A 23,110-nucleotide genomic window follows, 5' to 3' on the forward strand; every position below is an offset into this window, starting at 1 on the left:
GCAGTCTTGCAGCCCTGGCTGACAAAAAAGGAAAGGAACTCATATGAAACTATCAACCATTAACCAATCTAGTGTACATGAATCAATGGATGCGATTTTACAAGATGTAAAGACAACCATTTTACAAACCAACGAAATTGAACGCTTCGCTGTTTTTTCGCGTGAAAAAACCATTCGACCGCGGCCATATCACCTCTCTCATTTATTTCTCGACAATCATTTTGAGCAGGAGGCCGCAGCTGAATCGATACACACGCAAACGGCTGCGCCTGCTTTAGCGGACATGCCGCCCGCCCTTTCCTATGGAGGGGATCTAGATGTCACAACAGGAGCACAGACCTTGCAGGACGTCTTAACAGAGGCAGCAAAAACGACAAATGGACTCACCTATATCGTGAATAGCGAGAACGAACTCAAGCAATCCTACGCACGGTTAAAGGAAGACGCTGAGCGGGTTCTGACGGGTTTAAGAGAGCTGGGTCTAAAGGCAGGCGATCCTGTTTTCTTTCAATTTTCATCGAATCATGCGATGGTGACTGCCTTTTGGGCATGTGTGTTAGGCGGATTTGTTCCGACACTTGTATCGGCTGCTCCGACCTACCGGGAGATGAATGCCGCAGTGAAGAAGCTCCATCATGCATGGGAGCTGCTAGAGCATCCGCTCATTTTAACAGATGAATCACTGATCGAAGAGGTGCAAGGCTTAGCTTTACTGTGGCACACAGATCAATTACATGTAGCAGCAGTCGAGCCGATGCTTTCTTTAGAAAGGGATACAGAGGCTCATCCTGCGGCGCCAGATGATTCCGTCTTTTTTATCTTAACGTCTGGAAGTACAGGGATGCCAAAATGCGTAGAGCATTCTCATAGAAGTGTGCTTGCGAATGTCAAAGGAACGGTGGCAGCCAATCAATTTACACAAGAGGATGTCTCGTTAGACTGGATGCCTTTAGACCATATTGGCGGTATTGTCATGTTCCACCTTGTCAATGTGTATACGGGCTGTGAGCAGATTCGGGCAAGAACAGATGATTTCATCGCTCAGCCGCTGCGCTGGCTTGACTGGATGGACCGCTACCGTGCAACGAAGACGTGGGCGCCTAACTTCGCGTTTGCGATGATCAATGATTATGAGAAAGAAATCTCTTCAGGGTCTTGGGACCTTTCTGCCATGACCTGCATGATCAATGGGGCAGAAGCAGTCGTACCGAAGACGATTCACCGGTTTTTACACCTGCTGGCTCCGCACGGCTTAAAGGGAGATGTCATCAGGCCGGCTTTCGGTATGTCTGAAATCTCATCAGCAGTTGTCTTCTCCTTTGCGATTGAGCGGGGAGATGAAAACAGCGGGGTACTGACCTTTGAAGAAACATCGCTGACAGAGCAGCTAAGACCAGCTGAGGCGCGTGAGACGGGAACTGTCAGCTTTACAGAGCTGGGAAGACCGATTCCAGGTATCACGATTCGCATCGTCAATCATCAGCAGGAGCTTCTTCCAGAAGACCACATTGGCAGCGTGCAAATCAAAGGGCTAACGACAATGAAGGGCTATTACAAGAATGACGAAGCGAATCAAGAAGTATTTCAAACGGATGGCTGGTTTCACACGGGAGATTTAGGTTTCCTGCACGAAGGAAGGCTGACGTTAACCGGTAGAGAAAAAGACATGATCATCATCAACGGGAAAAATTATCACAACTATGAAATTGAAGCCATTGCAGAGGAAGTGCCAGGAGTAGAAACGAGCTTTGTGGCTGCTTGCTCCGTTCGGATGGAGGCTTCTGCATCCGATGAACTGATTCTCTTTTTTACACCGAAGCTATATGAGCCTTCTTATATCATGAGGGCAAGCCAGCACATCAAATCCCATATTGCGACAAAAATGGGTCTGTCTGCATGGCGCATTATTCCTGTCCAGAAGCATGCATTTCCGAAAACAAGCTCTGGCAAAATAGAAAGGGCGCAGCTCAAGACAAGATGGCAGGAAGGCGAATTCGATGAAATCATCAAGGAAATGGACATCAGACTAGAAAATGAACACACCTTGCCTGATTGGAGCTATCAAAAGGAGTGGACACCTGCTCCGCATGATGCAGCTGAAAAGCAAATAACAGGGGACATTGTGATCTTTGCAGACGCATTAGGGCTGGCAGATCAATTGAGATCTCTTTCAAACAGCGAACAAACATGCATTACGGTTGAACCGGGTCAAGAATTCACACAACTCACTCATACTCACTTCATCATCCACCCGAATCGGCCGTCTGACTACGAACAACTCTTTGAGACGCTCCGTTCGTATGGCGTTTCGGTGAAACACATCATTCACCTTTGGAACTATACAAGCCAAGAAGACAAGCTTCATGTGGCCAAGGCGAAACAAGCACAGAAAACAGGCAGCATGAGTGCATTATTTTTAACAAAAGCGATTTCCGTCTATGAGGAACCTGTGGCGGTCACCTTTGTCTCAGCCCATGCGATGAATTTGCCGGAGGATCACACACATGATGTAGAAAAAGCTACGACAGTGGGACTGATGACAGCTGTTCAGCATGAATGGCCGTTTATCAAGGTAAAATGTCTTGATTTTTCTCTGACAAAATCGGCATCTAGTGATTCCCATGCATCAGCGATTATGGCAGAACTCACACATGACAAATACAGTCATGTTGCCGCTTATCGCGGGAGTGTTCGTTATATTCCTCTTTTGACACCTCTTCATCTGGAAAAGGAACAGAAGATGAAGAAACCGCCATTTGAAGCATCTGGGCTCTATGTGATGACAGGTGGGCTTGGCGGAATTGGGCGTATCCTCAGTGAACACCTGCTGAAATCTGATCAAGCACACCTCGTGTTGCTTGGGAGAAAGGAGCGAGAGGCTTTATCTGCGGAGCAGCAAGACATATTGACCTCACTCGAGAAACAGGCGAAAGACCATGGTGGCACCGTTCTTTATGAAAAAGTGGATATCACTGATGCGAAAGAGGTTGAAGCCCTCATCTCCAGGCAGGAGGTGGCTCGAGCCAAAAGGCTGGATGGCATCATTCATTTCGCTGGCATCATTCAAGAAGAGTTGCTTGCTGACATGACGTCCGTTTCTTTACATGACATGTACGCAGCAAAGGTATATGGAACGATTGCGCTTCATGAAGCTGCTTCCAAACGTCAAAACGTCTTATTCCTTTCTAGCTCGTCAGCACGTACGTTAAAGGGCGGTATGACCGTTGGCGCCTATTGCGCTGCTAATGAGTTCGTTGAACAATTTGCTCATTATCAGAAGCTGACATCTACAGTGAAGCCGTATTGCTTTAGTTTCAGCATGTGGGATGAGATCGGAATGAGCGAAGGCTCCATGATCAAAGGCATTTTAAAAGAAAGAGGCTATCTCCCGATTTCAAAGCAGGCAGGCTTCCAAACGATGCTGGCATGTTTGATGACAGATGCTTCACTCATTTATACGGGATTAGATCGGTCGAAGAAAGAGATTCAGGAGATGGTGCATGCTGAGATACAAAAAGAGCAAGCCATTTATGTCTTTTTCAAAACCGATCAAACAAAGGCGATTGAAGAACGGCTGTATCATTCCATTCATACGTGTTTACAGTCTCGTCTATCTGGTGAATACTCCGTGCATCTCTATCCTGAGGAATGTTGGAAAGAAACAGAAGACGGGGTGCCGGACGAAGCGTTTTTCAATGAATTAATAGAAGAAAGCGGACAGGATTCAGAGGACAGAGCACCTCAAACAGAGACGGAGAAACTTTTGGCACACATTTGGTCAGAGCTGCTCGATGTCTCAAATATCAGCTGCGGTGATCATTTCTTTCTACTGGGAGGTCATTCGCTCAAGGCAACGCAAATGCTGTCTGCGGTAAGACAAAGAACGGGATTTGACGTGCCGCTCGCTGTTCTTTTTGAACATACGAGACTTGGGGAATTAGCGGACTGGATCGATTCACATGCCAAAACGGATGAAGCGATTCCGATCAGAAAAATGGAAAAGGATCAGAAGATACCGATGTCCTACGCCCAGAAAAGACAATGGTTTCTCTATCAATTAGAGCCAGATCTGCCGTTTTACAATAATACGATTTCCTTTCGAATGAATGGACCTTTAGATGTGAAGATGCTTCATAGCAGTCTGCAGCATATGGTGCAAAGACATGAATCGCTCAGAACATCCTTTACAATGAGCGGAGATGAACCGGTACAGATCATTCATGAACATATGACCAATCCAGAGCTTGAGGTGGTGGATCTTTCAGACATAGCTTCACAGGAAGAAAAAGAACAAAAAGCAGCTGAATGGGCGAAAAGAGAGGCGGGCACACCGTTTCAATTAGAAAATGAAGCGCTCTTTCGAGTGAAGCTTATTCGGCTTTCGGCCACAGATCATGTGCTGCTGATGTCCATTCACCACATCGTGTCAGATGGATGGTCGATCGGCATTGCCGCGAGAGAGCTATCCGAATGGTATACAGCGATGATTGAAGGGCGAGAGCCTCACCTGCCGCCACTGCCTATTCAATATGCCGATTATGCGCTATGGCAGAAGGAGTATTTGACAGGAGAGACACTGCATAAGCAGCTTTCTTATTGGAAGGAGCAATTTGCGGCACCTGTGGAAGACTTGGTATTGCCGTATGACCATCCGCGTCCGGCCGTTCAATCCTACAGAGGAAAAACGAAAAAATACCGCTTGTCGAAGTCGTTGTCTGAGCAGCTCGCTGCACTTTCCAAGAAAACAGACAGCACACTTTATATGACCTTACTTTCTGCTTTCTCTACGCTTTTACATCGATTGTCTTCACAGGATGAGTTTGTGATTGGGTCGGTCATTGCTGGAAGAAATCGGACTGAGATGGAGCATTTGATCGGGTTTTTCGTGAATACATTGGCACTTCGGATCGACCATAGCGGGAATCCTGCATTTGCAGAGCTATTAGAGCGAGTGAAAGAGACAACAGTCGGCGCTTATGCGCATCAGGATGTGCCGTTTGAGATGGTGGTAGATGAACTGAACATTGTCCGTGATGCCAGTAAGCAGCCGCTGTTTCAGGTCATGTTCGTTCTGCAAAACTTACCGCTGGAAGCATCTCCAATGGGGGAGGCGACATCGGTTTTAGCCATTGAAGATAACGATACAGCTAAATTCGATCTATCCCTATTTGTTTTTGAAGGGGATGAGGGTCTTCAATTAAAACTTGAGTATGATGCGGACTTATTTTCTGAAGGCACGATGGATCGATTCCTCCGTTACTATGAGCATCTGCTCGAAAGTATTTGTGAAAATCCAGCGCAGCCGATCAGACAAATGAATTTCCTACCAGAAAAAGAGAAGCATCAATTGCTCTATGAATGGAGCGGCAAAACGGATCAACCAGCAGGCTCACTTCTGATTACGGAACGATTTGAAGCGCAAGTAAAAAAGACACCTCATGCCGTTGCTATCGAATCCCAGGGAGAGCAGTGGACGTATCGCGAGTTACAAGAGAAAGTCGATCGGCTTGCCGCCTATTTGCAGCAGCGTGGCGTCAACCCGCATGAACCAGTCGGGCTTTTGATCGACAGGTCGCCTGAAATGATTCTTGGGGTGCTGGCAATTGTGAAAGCTGGAGGAGCTTACGTGCCAATTGATCCTGAATATCCAGAATCACGCATTGATTATATGCTGAAGGATACAGGCATTCAGCTTTTGCTGACAAAAAACGAATGGCTGAAAAAGGTGTCGATCAGTCAAACCGAGCTCATTTGTCTTGACGAGGGGTATGAAGAGTTTTTATCAGAAGCTGAACTCATGCCCGCTGCCTTAAAACCTGATGGGCTTGCTTATATCAATTACACATCAGGATCAACTGGACAGCCAAAAGGAGTTCTGATCCCGCATCAAGCGGTCATCCGGCTTGTATGTGAAACGGATTATGTCACCCTTGATGAACATACGCGCATTTTACAAATCGCGAGCTTCTCTTTTGATGCCTTTACGTATGAAATATGGGGAGCACTTCTGAACGGGGGAAGGCTCATACTCACCGATCGAAATACGATTTTATCAATGGATACGCTGGCTGACACGCTGAAAGCTTACAAGATCACAACAGGGTTCCTGACTGTGCCGCTGTTCAACCGGTTAACAGAGGAACATCCAGAAGCCTTATCTGGATTCAACGCATTATTGGTCGGCGGTGATGCTTTGTCAGCCGCTCATATCCGTAAAGCACTGCCGTATTTGCCTGAAGGGCTTTTAAACGGCTATGGACCAACTGAGAATACGACGTTCTCCTGTGTGCATCACATTCGAGCATTGGACGAAGGTCAGGCGACGGTTCCAATCGGTCAGCCAATCACTTATTCACAAGCCTATGTATTAGATGACCAGCTGCAGCCAGTCCCTCAAGGCGTCATCGGTGAGATTTACGTTGGCGGAACAGGGCTTGCACTTGGCTACCTTGGAGATGAAGAAAAAACAACGCAATCATTTATCCCGCATCCTTTCCAAGAAGGAGCGCGTTTATATAAAACAGGCGATATGGGCCGCTGGCTGTCAAATGGCATCATCGACTGCCTTGGAAGAATTGATCATCAAGTGAAAATTCGCGGTCACCGCGTTGAATGCGGAGAAATTGAAGCCGCCATGCTGAGCTTTGAAGACATCATAGAATGTGCTGTTATCCCGCATCAACACGAGAGTGGTCATAAACGCTTGATCGGTTATTTTGTCCAAAAAGGTGCATTGACCCAGCAAGCCATTCGCCAAGCATTAAAAGAAATGCTGCCAGATTATATGGTGCCAAGCCTATTGATGGAGCTGGATGAACTGCCGCTCACGCCAAACGGCAAGGTAGACCAAAAGCGTCTCCCGCCGCCAGAGTGGAGGCAGGAAGAAGTGGATACGCCAATTGACAGGGCAGCCAGTGAGGAAGAACGAGTGTTAGAAAAAGTGTGGTCTCAGCTGCTTGGTGCTCCTTCTATTGGTGTACATGATAACTACTTTGAGCTTGGCGGAGATTCCATTATTGTCATACAAATGGTGGCACGCTTAGCACAGGAAGGCTACACCATCCAGCCGAGAGATGTGTTTGAAAAGCAGACCATTTCACAGCTTGCCCGCGCCATGAAAAAGGCAGATGTCTCAGTGTCTTATGATCAGTCACCTATTACAGGAGATGTTCGTCTGCTTCCGATCCAATCTTGGTTCTTTGAGCAATCGATGACAAACCAAGATTATTGGAATCTATCGGCACATTTCGAATTCAAGCAGTCCGTGCCGCTAAAGCAGTTGACACAGGTTCTCTCAAAGCTTGTCGATCATCACGATATGCTGAGAGCGGCATATACAAAAGAGTCAGATGGCACGTGGATCCAAACGATTCGTGAGCCCGGCATCACCCCTTGTATCACATGCTTTGATTTGAAGGATGTTTCTCAGGAGGAAGCGCTTGAACAAATCCGAGTAGAGACAGGCGCTTGTCAAGGAACATTGTCATTAGAGCGAGGAGAAGTGATCAAGGTGATTCTTTTTCACACAAGTCATGACACATCAGAGCTTTTCATCGCTGCCCACCATCTCGTCATGGATGGAATATCGTGGCGCATTATACAGGAAGATGTATTAAATGGACTGAAGCAGCTTGCTGCGGGGCAGGACATAGTACTTGCAAAGAAAACCGCCTCCTATGAGCAGTGGGCAGATGCACTATATGAATATGCACAAACAGATCAATTACAAGAGCAGGCCTCTTTTTGGCAAAAGATCACGGATCAAGAGGAAGAGGGTTCCCCTTTTCAAACGCCTGCGCTTTCTAATATAGAAGAACATGCAGATATCCTGTCTGTTCAATTGACGAAGGAACAAACCGACATTTTACTAAGGCAGGCATCTCAAACGTACCGAACAGAGGTAAACGATTTACTCTTATCAGGACTCACGCAAGCCGTTGGAAAGCCAATACTCATGACGTTAGAAGGGCATGGACGCGAGGATTTATTTGAACAGATGGATTTGTCACGGACAGTCGGCTGGTTTACAAGCTCTTATCCTATTTTTATTCCTTTTATCAAAACCGATATCGAAAGACAAATCAAAGACGTCAAAGAAACCTTAAGAGCAGTGCCGCAAAAGGGAATCGGCTATGGCTTACTTCAATACATGACAGAATCTCGTTTACTCAAAACGGCAGCGCCGCAGATGAGCTTTAATTACCTTGGACAGTTAGATCAGACAGATGGCGAGGTAAAGCTTTATTTAGCAGATGAACGAAATGGGTATGTACACGATCCGAAAGCAGAAAGGCAGCATTTGATTGATGTGTACGGATACGTTGTCAATGGACAGCTTCAAATGAATTTTATGATCAATCGAGAGCTGCTCCAGCATGAAGATGTGCGCCTGTTACCTGAGCGTTTCAAAGAAAAAATGGAGGACATTCTGACGCATTGTATAGAGGCAAGAGGCGGCTTTACACCATCTGATTTCCCAATGGTTCAGCTCACGCAAAAGCAAATAGACGAGCTTCCAGACAATGTGGTCGATGTGTATCCACTGTCTCCAATGCAGCAAGGGATGCTGTTTCATGCACTGTTAGATCAAGCGTCACAAGCTTACTTTGGTCAGGTGCATATGACGCTCGAAGGCTTAACGGACGGCAAGGCCTATGAACAAGCATGGAATCTCCTTGTAGAACGTCATTCAATTTTGCGGACAAGATTCGCTTGGGAAGGGTTAAAGGAGCCTGTCCAGTTGATTCAATCAGAAGGAAGCATTCATCTCACTCAGCACGATGTGCGCCACCTGAGTGAAACGGATCGGAAGGAGACCATTGAACACTATTTAGTATCCGATCGTTCAAAGGATTTCGATTTAGAACATATTGATGAACCGCTCATTCGCATTGCTTTATTCCATTGTGATGAGAAAAAATGCACGTTTGTCTTTAGCTTTCATCACATTTTAATAGATGGCTGGAGCTTGTTCAGCTTTATTGAAGAATCCTTTGCGCTGTATCGTTCTCTTGTGGACGAACGAGAGATCAGCCTTCCTGCTGTACGTCCATATAAAGATTTTATTGAGTGGCTGCAAAAGCAGGATCAAGGGAAGGCGCATGCGTTTTGGAAACATTATATGTCAGGGGTAGAGGAAGCAACACCGCTTCCTGGAGACGGCGAGCATGCTTCGGATCAAGAAGCAGGTATCACGCAGGTCAGCGTCAAACTGACGCCCCAGATGCAGCGGAAGCTGGAAGAAATGACAGGCACGCAGAAGGTCACGATGAGCACACTGATACAGTCAGCGTGGGGACTGCTCCTGCACCTTCATTCAGGCTCAGAGGATGTCATATTTGGTGTGACAGTGTCTGGCCGGCCAGCGGACTTACCAGAGGTGGAAAGCATGACAGGGCTCTTTATTAACACATTGCCGCTCCGTTTGCCGATTGCACCAGACTGGACCATCGCCCGCCTGCTGGCACATACGCAGGAAACCGTTTTTCACATGCGGGAATTTGAGTATACGGTGCTGCCAGATGTTCAGCAGATGACCGATATCCCAAGTGGAGAATCATTGTTTGACAGCATTGTCGTGTTTGAAAACTATCCGATTGAATCCATTGAGCCGTATGGCGTACGCATCTTAGACATCGCAAGCCATGAAGAAACGAATTATGACTTAACCTTTGTGGCTGTCCCGGGAGATACGATGGAGCTTCGGGTCACATACCGTTTAAATCAATACACAGAAAAGCAAATACAGACGCTGATGCAGCAGCTGATTCACACACTTGAAGCCATGACAGAACAAGTGGAGACACCGCTCTCTTCCTTCACGATCGTGACAAATGAAGAAAAAGAACGGATGATCAGCGATTGGGCGAGAAACGCACAAGTCAGCGTGCTGTACCCAGACCAAGAAGAGGTCTACTCAGGTGTGCATGATCCTTCCTGTGAAACGGACATTTATGTCCTGAGTGAAGAGCATCAGCTCATGCCGATAGGCTTTCCTGGAGATATCTTTATCGGCGCAAAGGATATCAAAGCACTTTGTGGGGAGCTTGCTGATTGGATGGAGACGCATAAAATTCCGCATCCATTCAAACATCAAACAGGCGAATACCTCTATCCGACAGGGGATGTCGGCGTTTGGACTGAAAAAAGCAAGATTCAGATTTTGGATTGGATGTAGGAGGAGAAGAAGAATGCTAGTTAGTAGACGAAAAGGAAATGCAGCAAATCATATCGTCAGAATCAACGGAAAACGAATCGATCTCAAAGCAGTAGAGCGCGTCATCATGCTTCACTTTCCCCTAGAGGAATGTGTTTTGATCCCGAAGAAAAAACAAGAGGGCGGCCTATCGCTTGTGCTATTTGCACAGGCGAAGGACCCTTCGCTGACAAGGGAGGATCTGATGAACGGCCCGCTTCATCCTTATGAAGTGCCAGCCGCTCTCGTCTTATTACCTTCCTTGCCAAAGACAGAAAGTGGAGCAGTCGATACAGAGGCACTGCTTTCAATTGATCTACTAGATCAAGAGGAATTAAGAAAGATAGAAGAACGCACCAAAGACATAGATGGAGTAGAGGAAGCGGCTGCTTTCATTGAGAGTCAGACAGAAAGACAGACGCCCTATCATTTAGATGACTTATTCCCTGATAGACAGCGTACTCAAGGAAACGAATCGATCTCAAAGGGTGAAGCCAGCGAAACAAAACAATCATCTGCCCATGAAAAACCGCCAGCACTTGTTTACGGCGGTGATGTCATCGAAAAACCAGGTACACCTGTCACACTGACAGAGGTGTTGATCCGTGCAGCCTTTATGTCACCTGACCGCGGGGTCACTTATATCAAAGAAGGCGGTCACACGGTGAACCAAACCTACCCTGAACTACTAACAGGCGCTGAACGGGTCCTGTCTGGATTAAGGGCAGCAGGACTGACAAACGGTGATCAAGTGTTACTACAATTGAAAGATCATCACGATTTTATCACGGTGTTCTGGGGCTGTATTCTCGGTGGAATCATTCCAACCCCAGTCTCTGTGCCGCCTGTGTATGATGAAATGAATCAAGGTGTGAACAAGCTGAAGGGCGTGTTTCAGCTGCAAAACGAACCTTTCATCATTACAAACGAAGCGAGTGCTGAGGAGATTGCCGGGCTGCGAGAGACATTTGAATCAAAAGCGATTCCTATTTTAACAATCGAAACATTGCTGGCGTGTGAACCAGATGAACAGCATTATGAGCCGGAGCCGGATGAGCCTGTGCTTCAGCTGCTATCTTCAGGAAGTACGGGTGTACCAAAATGTATCCGTCACAACCATCAAAGTATTTTGTCTAGAATCATCTCCTTTGAGCAGGCAAATGGTTTTACGTATGAGGATGTGTCGCTTAACTGGATGCCGCTTGACCATGTAGGAGGTATTGTCATGTTTCATGTACATGATGTTTACCTAGGCTGCCAGCAGATTAGTCCATCCATTGATCAATTTATCGAGCGGCCGATGGTGTGGCTTGATTGGATAGAAACATACGGCGTCACCAGAACATGGGCACCAAACTTTGCTTTTGCCATGATGAATGAATATGAGGACGAGATTTGCAAGGGGAGCTGGGATCTCTCTACCCTGACCTATATCATGAATGCAGCCGAAGCGGTGGTTCCAAAAGTAACGCAGCGTTTCATGCACATCATGGGTCAGCACGGCTTAAGCCGCCATGCGATGGTGCCGGCTTACGGTATGTCAGAAACATCCTCAGCCATTGTTCAGTCAAAGGAATTCATGCGGCAGGGTGATCAGGATGGACAGCTGACCATCGACCAGACCTCGTTAACAAGTGAGATTCAATATGTAGCGCATGATCATCCGCACAAGATGACGTTTACAGAAGTAGGCGTGCCGATTCCTTCTGTATGGATTCGGATTGTAGATGAGCATCACCAGGTACTGCCAGAAGATCAGGTGGGGCGCTTGCAGGTGAAGAGCCCAACGATCATGATGGGCTACTATCGAAATGAGGAAGCCAATCAAGAAGTATTTGCGGAAAACGGCTGGTTTCACACAGGGGATTTAGGGTTTATTCACGAAGGGCGTCTTGTCCTTACAGGCCGGGAAAAGGACATCATCGTCATCAACGGAGCGAACTATTTGAATTACGAAATTGAAGCCGTTGTGGAAGAAGTTGACGGGGTTGAAGTCACCTTTGCCGCTGCGTACGGCATTTATAATCCGGAATCAAGCAACGATACGCTCGCCGTCTTTTTTGTCTCACAAAAGGATTCGATAGAGGATCAAATCATGATGATTCAGCAGATTAGAGAGGCGATCATTCGAAAAATTGGGATAGAGCCTGATCATATCATTCCGGTGAAAAAAGACCAATTTCCGAAAACAGAAAGTGGGAAAATTCAGCGTGCCCAGTTAGGCGCGGCGCTTAAAGATGGAGTGTTCCGCGACATTGAACGTGCACTTGATCTTGCCTCAGAAAATGATCAAACACTCCCAGATTGGTTTTTCAAACGCATATGGGCGAAGGAACATATCGGTCCGTCTCAGCCAGCTTCCACTGATCATATACTCGTTTTCGAGGATGAAAAAGGGCTTTACCAATCGCTTTACGCACAATTCAAACAAACGAATCAGTCCTATGTTTCTGTGAAGAAGGGGCATGAATTTTTACGCCTGTCAAAAGGAATGTATCAGATGAATCCGAGAATCAAGGGGGATTACGTCAGGCTCATTGCAGCGCTTGAAGCAGATGAATTAAAGACCGGCCGCATGCTCCATCTATGGAATGTGTCGGACAAAGAAGAGATCGTTGATCCTGCTCAGTTCAAAGAACTGCATGAAAGTACCAGCCAATCCATTTTGTATCTATATCAAGCGCTGAGACAAGAAAACCAAGAGCCGATCCGTCTCGCCGTTGTGACAAAAGGTGGTCAATTTGTGAACCCGCAAGACGATCTTCATGTTGAAAAAACAGCGCTGGTCGGTCTGTTAAAAACCATCCCGCAAGAATGGGAAGGGGCAGAGGTGTCTCATATTGATATTGAAGCGGAGAATGTGGATCAGGATGCCAAACGCATAGCTGAAGAACTGTCTGCGATTTATATGAAATCAGAGGTGGCTTACCGACAGGGACATCGTCTCGTACCAAAGTTGAAAAAAGTCGATATGATCGAAGCACCTCAAACAGAAGGATTTTTAGAATATGAAGGTCTTTATTTGCTGACAGGAGGACTTGGCGGTATTGGGTTTGAGCTGTCTAAGCAGATGCTCCAATTTGGCTTAAAGCTCGTGTTAATTGGACGGACGCCTCTTGAAGAAGACGGGGAAAAGGAAAAGGCGTTCTCACAGCTTAAAGGTCTTGGAGACGTCATCTATGTCCAAGCCGATGTGACCCATTTATCCGATGTCGAGCAGGCGATTTATGAAGCGGAAAAGCATTTTGGACAGTCGATCCGGGGAGCGCTCCATTTAGCCGGAGCTGGCAATGTGTCTGAGCATTTTCAGCATGCGGACAAGTATACACTGGCTCATACATCAGAGGAAGATTTCACAAAAGAATTATCAGGAAAAGCAGACGGAGCCTGGGTGCTGCAGGAAGCCTTCAAGCATGATCCGACAGTACCACTCGTCTTTTTTGGATCGGTCAATGGCTTTTTTGGCGGTACAACATTCGGGGCATACTCTGCGGCGAACAGTTTTTTAGATGGACTCGCGCACGCTCTCACCTTTCAAGAAGGAAGAAGAGCGATCTCTTTGAACTTCAGCATGTGGGATAATCTTGGTTTGTCTAAGGGACATACCGGGGCAGCACTAACCGTACGCAAGGGATTTCAAATGATTGGAAAGAAACAAGGTCTTCACTCATTATGTCTAGGTATTCGGCTAAATGAAGCGCACCTATTTATCGGCTTGGACGGAGCGAATCCGGAGATCGCTGGGCATCTTCAACCAGCTCCAATTCCGCATTTTGAGAAAAAGCTTTATTATACTGTTCAGCCCGGTAAAGAAGTGAATCTTGACGATATCACGGGCGTAACAGTGGGTGACTGGGAGATCAGACAAGTACCGGATATACCGAAAAAACAAGATGGCTCTATTGATCATGAAGCCCTCAAGCTGAATCATCATAAAAACGTACACCAGCTTGAAAAACAATTACCAGAAACGCAGACAGAGCAGGTGCTTGCGGCTATATGGGAGGACATTTTAGAAGTAGATCGTGTGTACAAAGAGGATCAATTTTTTGACCTTGGCGGACATTCATTAAAGGCGACTCAAACGATTTCCCGCATCAATCATGAGTTTTCAATCAAGGCACCATTAAAAATACTATTTGAAAGCAAACATCTGGCACATTTGGCGCAAATGGTCGAGGACATCAAAGGAGCTCCAGCCGTTCTTGAAGCCAAGATTCCAAAGCTGGAAAAGCAAACAAGCTATGAGCTGTCACATGCCCAGCAGCGGATTTGGTTCTTATCCACATTAGAAAAGAGCCACCATTACAATATATTAGGTGCTTGGAAGCTGACAGGACGATTACACATTCAAGCATTAACGAAAGCGATTGGTCATTTAACGAAGCGTCATGAGGCACTGCGCGCAACATTCAAATCACTTGGCGGCAAGCCGGTTCAACTCATTCGTGAAGACCTGCCGCCATCAGTGACAGTTGCGAATTTCTCATTATTTAATGAAAAAACAAGAGCGAGAAGACTGGAGCAGCTCATTCATCAAGAAGCGAACCGCATCTATGATTTAGAAAGAGGCCCGCTTGCACAGTGGACAATTGTGGATATGGGCAGAGAGGAATATTACCTGCTTTGCGCACAGCATCACATCATTTCAGATGCATGGTCGCTCAGCCTGCTCATTCAGGAACTAGAGGTGGTATATGACGCGTTGCTTGCAGAGAAAACACCTCAGCTCCCAGCGCTTGAAATTGAATGGACAGATTATGTTCATTGGGAAAATGAACAATTAAAGCATCATCAAGCTGATCAAACCTATTGGCTTGATACCTTACAAGGAGAGCTTCCAGTGTTAGAACTGCCGTTTGACCGCCCTCGTCCGCCGGTTCAAACATTCAACGGAGCTACAGAGCAAATCGTACTGGATGAACCGCTTGTCCGGCGCTTGCAGGCCTTGTCCAAGCAGCAGGGAACAACGCTCTTCATGACGATGCTGTCAGCGTATTACGTTCTGCTTCACAAGCTGTCAGGGCAAACAGATGTCATCGTTGGTTCGCCTATCGCAGGACGCGATGCCGAACAATCAGAGCAGCTCGTTGGGATGTTTGTGAATACACTCGCGCTGAGACAGGACGTCTCAAAAGTGGATACATTTGCTGATTTAATGGAAAACGTGAAAGAGATGACATTAAAAGCCTTTGAGCATCAGCATTATCCATTTGACAAGCTTGTCGATGACCTTTCAATTGATAGAGATTTAAGTCGATCACCTATTTTCCAAGTCGCCATGGGATATGTAACAGATTCGTTAGAGGTAAACCTAAAAGGGCTGACAACTGAACATGTGATGGTTCATCATACAGTATCTAAATTTGATCTGACTCTGCATGTATTTGAACAGGAGGATCAGCTGTCGATTCATGTGGAATACAATACGGATTTATTTGATCAAGAAACCATCCATCGTTATATGAATTATTATCTCCACCTGTTAGATGGCATGACGGCTCAGCCTGAACGCACTTTTGCTGATTTTTGCTTAATGGACAAAGCAGAACAGGATGCGATGATCATAGGCAAAAACCAAACCGAAACGTCTTATCCAAAGTGTACGCTTCAAGAGTTGTTTGAAGAACAGGTACAGCGTGATCCGCAGCGCATTGCCTTGTCCTATATGGAAGAGCACATGACGTATCAAGCCTTGGATGAGAAGGCAACACAACTTGCTGCTTACTTGCAGTCAAAAGGAATTGGACCAGGTTCACTTGTACCGATGCTCTTTGACCGTTCCTTTGACATGATTGTCTCGGTACTAGGGATCGTCAAGTCGGGTGCTGCGTATGTTCCGATGTCACCTGAATATCCTGATGCACGAATACGTCTGATCGTTCGTGATACACAAAGTGATGTGATCTTAACCCAGTCTCATTTTGCAGAGCGTCTAGTAGATTTTACAGGTACAAAGATTGAAATGGACAAGCCATTACCAGAAACAGACGCAGTGTATGAAAGAGAAAAATCGATCATAGGAGGAGACCAGCTGGCCTATGTCAACTACACATCAGGCTCAACTGGCACACCTAAAGGCGTGATGCTCCCCCATGCAGGAGTTGTTCGCTTAGTTAGAGAAACAAACTATATTGAACTAGGCTCAGAAGATAAGATGCTTCAGCTGTCAAACTATGCATTTGATGCTTTTACATTTGAATTATGGGGAATGCTGCTGAATGGCGGTCAGCTGATTTTGATCCCAAAATATGCAGCACTGAATATGGACGAATTAACTCGGTTGATCAAAACGCATCAAGTGACAGCCAACTGTCTGCCAACCGCATTATTCAATCGACTGATTGAGCACGACCCAAAAAGTGTGGCAGGCTACCGCACATTACTCGTTGGCGGAGAAGCCATGTCTAGTGAGCATGCCCGAAAGGCATTGCCACATATGGAAGGTGTACTCGTCAATGCTTACGGTCCAACAGAAAACACGACCTTAGCGACAACTCATCAAGTCACACACGTGCCAGAGCATGCAAGATCAGTTCCAATTGGGGTCCCAGTGGCAAACTCGACTGTCGTCATACTAGATGAATATTTCAAACCAGTACCAGCAGGCGTAAAGGGAGAAATCTATATCGGCGGAACAGGACTGGCTAAAGGGTATCTCCATGACCCAGAACGGACGCAGGAACGGTTTATTGACAATCCATTCCCGGCTTTAAAAGGAGACAAGCTGTATCGTTCAGGTGATCTAGGGAAATGGCGGTCAGATGGCAGCATAGAATATCTCGGCCGAAAAGACAATTTGGTGAAAATTAGAGGCTACCGGATTGAATGTGGAGAAATTGAGACAGCCCTGCTCAAGCATCAGCAAGTCAAAGAATGCACAGTCATCGCCAAAACGTATGGCAGTTCAAAACGGCTGGCGGCTTACCTTGTCACAGATGGGGAGAATCCTGTTCCGGGCTGGAAAGCATTTTTACAGGAAAGCCTGCCAAGCTATATGATTCCAAGTTACTTTATCGCACTGGATGCGATTCCAGTCACAACGAACGGGAAAGTCGATCAAAAAGCCCTGCCAGAACCGACGGAAATGATCTCTTCCTCTCATGAAACCGGCAAACCGGCAACTGAAACGGAACAACTGATTGTCTCAGCTTTTATGGAAGTGCTTGGTGTGAACCAAGTTGGCGTGCATGACTCCTTCTTTGATTTAGGCGGAGATTCGATTATGAGTATCCAGGCTGTTGCCAAATTAAAAGAAAAAGGCGTTCGTGTTGATCCAAAATGGATTTTCATGCATCCAGCGCCAGCGCAGCTAGCCGCTTACTTGGACACATTGCCAGAAACCGGCGATCACGTAGAAAGAGAACCGAAGGACTATGTGATCGAGCTGAAAAAAGGCGATCCAGCTGAACCGAGTATTTTCTTTGCACCGCCTGCCGGGGGGACAGTGATGGGCTATATCGATGTTGCTAAGCTCATGACACATCAAGGAGCCGTTTACGCTTTGCAGTCACCAGGCTTATATGAGGATGAAGAACCACAATTTCTTCATTACACAGAGCTTGTCACCATTTTTATCGAAGCCATTGAGACCTTCTATCGACCAGGAATTGACTACCTAGCAGGGCATTCGATGGGCGGCCATCTTGCATACGGAATGAACCAGCGGCTCTGCCATGCAGGAAAAGCGCCGAAAGGACTGATCATTTTAGATACGGTTCCAGTGCTAAGAGATGAGGCAGATCAAGCACTCCATGCCGATATGAACGAAGAGGAAGTGAAAATGCTTGCGCTCGTCCTTGGAATGGGAAATCTTGTCGGAATCCAGCCAGAAGCTTTACAAGGATTGAGCTTCCAAGAAGTGAAGCAGAAAATACTCAAAGAGGCAGAAAAGGATGAAGTGGTCCATCAATTTATGAATGATCACTATTTAGATAAATACTTGCAAATGCAGACGCATAATACGATCATGTCACAAGCCATTGAATTAGAAAAAGAACCGTTCCCTGTGCCGTTTTATATTGTACAAAGCAGTGATCACGCCACAGATTTCCAGAAGAAGTTTGCAGACTGGGAGGCTTATACGAAAGAGACATGCACCTATTATCAAATCAAAGGCGACCATGTCACCATGATGAAGAGGCCGCAGGCTGACGAACTTGCACGGATTCTTCAAACTATCATAAAGGGGTAAGGACGTATGAATCAGTTATTTAAAACCTTTGAAAAAAAATCAGACCTCATTCAGCTTATTTGTTTTCCTTTTGCAGGCGGATATTCCGCCTCTTACCGTCCACTCTTTGAACAGCTAAAGGGCATTGCCGAAGTGACAGCAGCAGAGCCCCCGGGCCATGGGACCAATCTCATGCCGCTTGAATCAAGCATTGATCGGCTGGCTGAGTTGTACAAAGAAGGATTGACAGGCAAATTGAACCGTCCATTTATCTTATTCGGACATTCAATGGGAGGACTTGTGGTGTACAGACTGACCCAGCTGCTAGAAAAGGAAGGGATATATCCTGCAGCAGTAGTGATCTCAGCCATTCAGCCGCCGCAAACAAAAAGACAGATTCTGACCCATTTATCCAATGAAGCATTTGTTCAGCATATTGCCGAAATGGGCGGGATTCCAAAAGAATTATTAGAGAACAAGCCAATGATGGATTACTTTACACCGTCCTTGCGTGCAGACTATCAAGCACTAGAAACCTTCCAGCATACAGACAAATCCATCATCGAAGCACCCGTTTATTTATTCAACGGAAAGCAAGATGAGAAATGCATGCAAGATGCAAGCGGCTGGCTAAAATGGGCAAAAACCATCGAGCGCACCAATTTCGACGGAGGTCACATGTATATCAACACACACCTTGAGCATTTCGCAGAACAGATGAGACATGTCATTGAACATGCAACAAATCAACAATTGATCAGACATTAAAAAGAAAGCGGTCCTCGTTTGAGGGGCCGCTTTCTTTTATGAATTCTGCTTCTTCACCACATTCCCGCCAATTACCCCGCCAATGACCAACACAGCCCCGATGATATGATACATATCAATCGTTTCATGTAAAATGAGAACCCCGGCGCCTATTGTGATAAACGCAGATAGATTGTTAAAGGTGCTGACCTTTGCAGCTTCAAGCTGAGAGAGTGCGTAGTTAGATAAATATGCAGTGAGAAGTGATGAGAAAATGCCTAAAAAGAGCATAGACCATACAAAAGATGGATGTGTAAATGGACTGAAAAATTGCGTCATTGTATGGTTTACCGAGTGTCTAATGAGCGCTGCTGCATTGAAAAAGACAAATCCAAAGAATGTCATCATGAAGGTGAGTTCAATCACATGGAACCGCCGTGTAATCACCCGGGCAAATACACTGTAAGCACTGGATGACAAGGCAGAAAGTAAAATCAGCACATAGCCGATCATGTGTGAATGTTTCACATCAATTCCCTTCATCACAAAGAGGAGCATCACCCCGCACGCAGAAAGAATGGTAAAGAGCACCTGTATCCATGTGGCACGTTCCTTTAAAAACCACGCTGCCAGAACCATCGTCAGAATGGGAATCGTCGCCTGAATGATACCAGCCTCTGACGAAGACGTATACATTAGCCCCCACACTTGAAATGCAAAAAACAAGACAGGATAAAGCAAGGAAAACGGTACAAGGTAGAAGAGATCACGCCATTGAAAGGATAAACGGTACTTCTTTCGTAAAAATGGATACAGCAAAAGAGCAGCTGCAAAAGAAACTGTAAAGCGGTGTGCCAATAAATCAATCGCATTCGCTGATTCTAATGCGATTTTGACAAATAAGAATGAAAAACCAATGATACAAGCGTATGCTATCGCGGCAAAGTACGCTTTTTGTTTTGAAATGTCCACAACGTTTCTCCTTACAAGAGCATGCATGCTTCAGTTGAATAGACCGGTTCTGTCTTTCTATCGTAAACGGATTATCTTAGGTGTACAATAAGAGTTCATGATATCTGTACCGGTACAAGGGGGAAATGGTGTGAGGAAATATGATCAGCTTGTTTTGAGCTTAAAAGAGAGAATCGAGTGCGGTGAGTACAGGGCTGGTATGAAAATCCCTTCAATTCGCCACTTAGCAGCTCAATATGCTGTGAGTAAAAGCACGGTCATTAAAGCGCTAGACACATTGGAACGTGAACACCTGCTTTATTCTGTGGAAAGAAGCGGCTATTTTGTCGTGAAAACGAATCAGTCTTTGGGCAAGCAGGACAGCACACGGATTGATTTCGCTTCATCGGCGCCTGATCCTGTTGTGTTTCCATATGTCGATTTCCAGCACTGCATCAACCAAGCGATCGATTTGTATCAAAATGATCTATTTATTTACGGCACAGCCAACGGATTACCATCGCTGCTGCCAGTCATTTCAAAGCGATTGATGGATTATCAGGTATTTGCAAATCCAGAACAGATCGTCATGACCTCTGGTATTCAGCTGGCTTTATCGATTTTAAGCACCATTCCGTTTCCGAATGGAAAACAGACCATATTAGTCGAACAGCCTGGCTATCACCTATACCTCAAATATTTAGAGAAAAATCAATTGCCCGTGCGCGGGATTCAGCGGACTGAAAAAGGACTAGACCTTCAGGAATTGGAGCGCATCTTTCGAGAAGAGGAGATTCGCTTTTTCTACACGATGCCAAGATTTCAAAATCCGCTTGGAACGAGTCTATCGAAACAAGAAAAAATAGCGATTGCTGCCCTTGCTAAGACATATGATGTCTACATCGTTGAAGATGATTATGTAGCTGATTTAGAATTCGATACAAAAAGAGACCCGATCTATTCTTACGATCAGGCGGGAAAGGTCATTTATTTAAAAAGCTTCTCAAAAATCATCTTTCCAGGACTTCGAACAGGAGCTGTCGTCTTACCTGAAGAACTGATTGGACCTTTTAGTGAACACAAACGGCTCATTGATATCGACAGCTCGATGCTGTCTCAGGCAGCCTTAGAAATTTATTTGAAAAGCGGGATGTTTGAGCGGCATAGAGAAAGGATGCGGACAACCTATCGAAACCGATCCAAACAGCTGGTGACATGTTTAAAAAACGACCAAGGCACCTACCAGCTGGGGGAGGAGGACCCAGCTACCCATACACATCTTCTTGTCGATCGGTCCATTCCAATGAATCACCTCATTCAGCAGCTGAAAAAGGCATCTGTTTACGTTCAGCCAATAGACCGCCATTACATCTCTACTTTTCAGAAAGACTCCATTCTTCCACTGAACATCTGGCACGTGAAAGAAGAACAAATCACACGTGGAGTCGATTTGTTAAAGACGGCACTTCAGCAAATCGCACGTTATTAAAGGCGGGACAGCACCTCGTTGCAAGTGAGTGTCTCGACACTCTCAGCCGCAGCAGGTTTTCTTGTGCAAACGGCCATTTGATAAGCAGGATCAAATGAGTATGTTTGGACAAAGCAAGGGGCTTCATGATCAGGTAATGTCAAAGAAGCCTGTCCATCTGCTGACAGACGGGCTGTAAAGGACGATAGACCATAGGATAATCCCTTTCCAGTCAGCTTGATAAAGGCCTCCTTCATTGACCATAGATGAAAGAAGTAGGCTTCCTGTCGTTCCGCCGGTTGTGAGAGTAAATCCTGATATTCATCAGCTGAAAAAAACCGCTTGGCAATCGCTAGATCAATGGGTTTTATCTCCTCAATATCTATGCCAACGGGTGCATCATCTACTGCGCAAACCACCCAATCGCCAGAGTGAGAAAGGTTAAAATGAAAGGAAGGGATTTGCCGGACGACAGGCTTGCCATTTCCTTCTGTTTCAAAAACGACCTGATCGATGGGAAGGTCGTACATATCATGGATGATTTGACGAATCAACACTTCTCCTAACAGCGTTCTTCTTGCATCGATCAGAAAACGAAAGCGCTCAGCCGCAGCGCGCTTTTCAGGTGACACAAAGGGCTTCAGCCGATCGATTTGTTTTCGTGCTTCTATGTCATGTAATTGTTGTAATTGGATAGCGAAAATCTTCATAACGAACCTCAATTTTTTACATTTATTGTACCATTTGAGGGAGCCACGCAAAAGGAGAACAGGAATCATCGTGAAAAAAGCTGCATGAGGATTCTTCTCCTATTTGTGGATATGGGAATATTCAGTTTATTTGGTGTAGCACAAGAAAAGCCATTCTCATCAGTAGAATGGCTTTTTCCTATCGGGTAAGGGTTTGAACGGGTTTCTCTGCCGTTTTTGTAATAAGCAGCTGCAAAAGCCGTGTGGATTGTGGCAAGGAGAAACGGAGTACGAGTCCTGTAAAGATGGCGGTCAGAATTGTTCCAATTCCGATCGGTCCGCCAAGCATCCATGCAAATAGAAGCACTGTTAGCTCAATTCCATTTCGGACCCATTGCACGTTCAAGCCTGTTTTTGCTGAGATGAGCAGCATTAATGAATCTCTTGGCCCGGCGCCAAGATTGGCTGAAACATAAATGCCGACACCGTAACCAGAAACAACAACGCCCGTAATAAACACATATAAAGCGGGTAAATACCCATGTGGTGCAGGTAATACCGCATTAAAGAAATCAATAAACACGCCAATCAGCACCATGTTCAGTAAAGCGCCGATCTTTGGAAATGATTTCGTGAAAACAGATGTCAGTGTCACAATCAGTGCACCAATAATGATGGACCATTGCCCAATCGTGAGTCCAAAGTGCTGAAACAGTCCGTAATGAAAAGCGTCCCAAGGACCAATTCCAAGGATCTTTCCTTTCACTGTCAGCGATAGTCCAAAAGCAAGTACAATCAATCCAACAAAATAAAAAAACCAACGAAAAAGATGTTCCCGCTTCAAAAGCATTCCCTTCTTTCTTAAACACTCGATTTCCATCGTAACA

The 23,110-nt window shown here is 45.8% G+C and carries 7 protein-coding genes; 4 read left to right on the top strand and 3 right to left on the bottom strand.

Annotated elements, in window-relative coordinates:
• Positions 1-43 precede the first annotated feature (43 nt).
• From R0K30_RS09020 to R0K30_RS09030, 3 genes are read left to right on the top strand one after another with little or no spacing between them, the layout of a single operon-like run.
• Positions 44-10,177 carry an amino acid adenylation domain-containing protein gene (locus R0K30_RS09020; protein WP_410610213.1) on the top strand — a complete coding sequence of 3,378 codons (10,134 nt, stop codon included), beginning with the start codon at positions 44-46 and terminating at the stop codon, positions 10,175-10,177.
• A gap of 13 nt (positions 10,178-10,190) precedes the next feature.
• Entirely contained in the window at positions 10,191-18,389 is an 8,199-nt protein-coding gene (locus R0K30_RS09025) for an amino acid adenylation domain-containing protein (protein ID WP_410610215.1), read from the top strand.
• A gap of 6 nt (positions 18,390-18,395) precedes the next feature.
• A complete protein-coding gene (locus R0K30_RS09030; RefSeq protein WP_099726081.1) occupies positions 18,396-19,136 on the top strand; it encodes a thioesterase II family protein in 741 nt (246 codons plus the stop codon).
• A gap of 36 nt (positions 19,137-19,172) precedes the next feature.
• Here R0K30_RS09030 and R0K30_RS09035 read toward each other — a convergent pair whose 3' ends face one another.
• Positions 19,173-20,087, bottom strand: coding sequence for a DMT family transporter (locus R0K30_RS09035; protein ID WP_099726080.1), 915 nt, complete (start codon positions 20,085-20,087; stop codon positions 19,173-19,175).
• 130 nt (positions 20,088-20,217) lie between these two features.
• On the opposite strand from R0K30_RS09035, the gene R0K30_RS09040 reads away from it, so the two are divergent.
• Positions 20,218-21,555: an aminotransferase-like domain-containing protein gene (locus tag R0K30_RS09040; RefSeq protein WP_410610218.1), complete on the top strand. Its 1,338-nt coding sequence runs from the start codon at positions 20,218-20,220 to the stop codon at positions 21,553-21,555.
• Here R0K30_RS09040 and R0K30_RS09045 read toward each other — a convergent pair.
• Positions 21,552-22,244, bottom strand: coding sequence for a 4'-phosphopantetheinyl transferase family protein (locus tag R0K30_RS09045; protein ID WP_410610220.1), 693 nt, complete (start codon positions 22,242-22,244; stop codon positions 21,552-21,554). The two genes, R0K30_RS09040 and R0K30_RS09045, sit on opposite strands and share 4 nt — an antisense overlap.
• A gap of 178 nt (positions 22,245-22,422) precedes the next feature.
• Entirely contained in the window at positions 22,423-23,067 is a 645-nt protein-coding gene (locus tag R0K30_RS09050) for a YczE/YyaS/YitT family protein (protein WP_099726077.1), read from the bottom strand.
• Positions 23,068-23,110: the final 43 nt, after the last annotated feature.

This window comes from Bacillus sp. SIMBA_154 (assembly GCF_046536015.1).
In the GTDB taxonomy this organism is placed as follows: Bacteria; Bacillota; Bacilli; order Bacillales; family Bacillaceae; genus Bacillus; species Bacillus pumilus_P.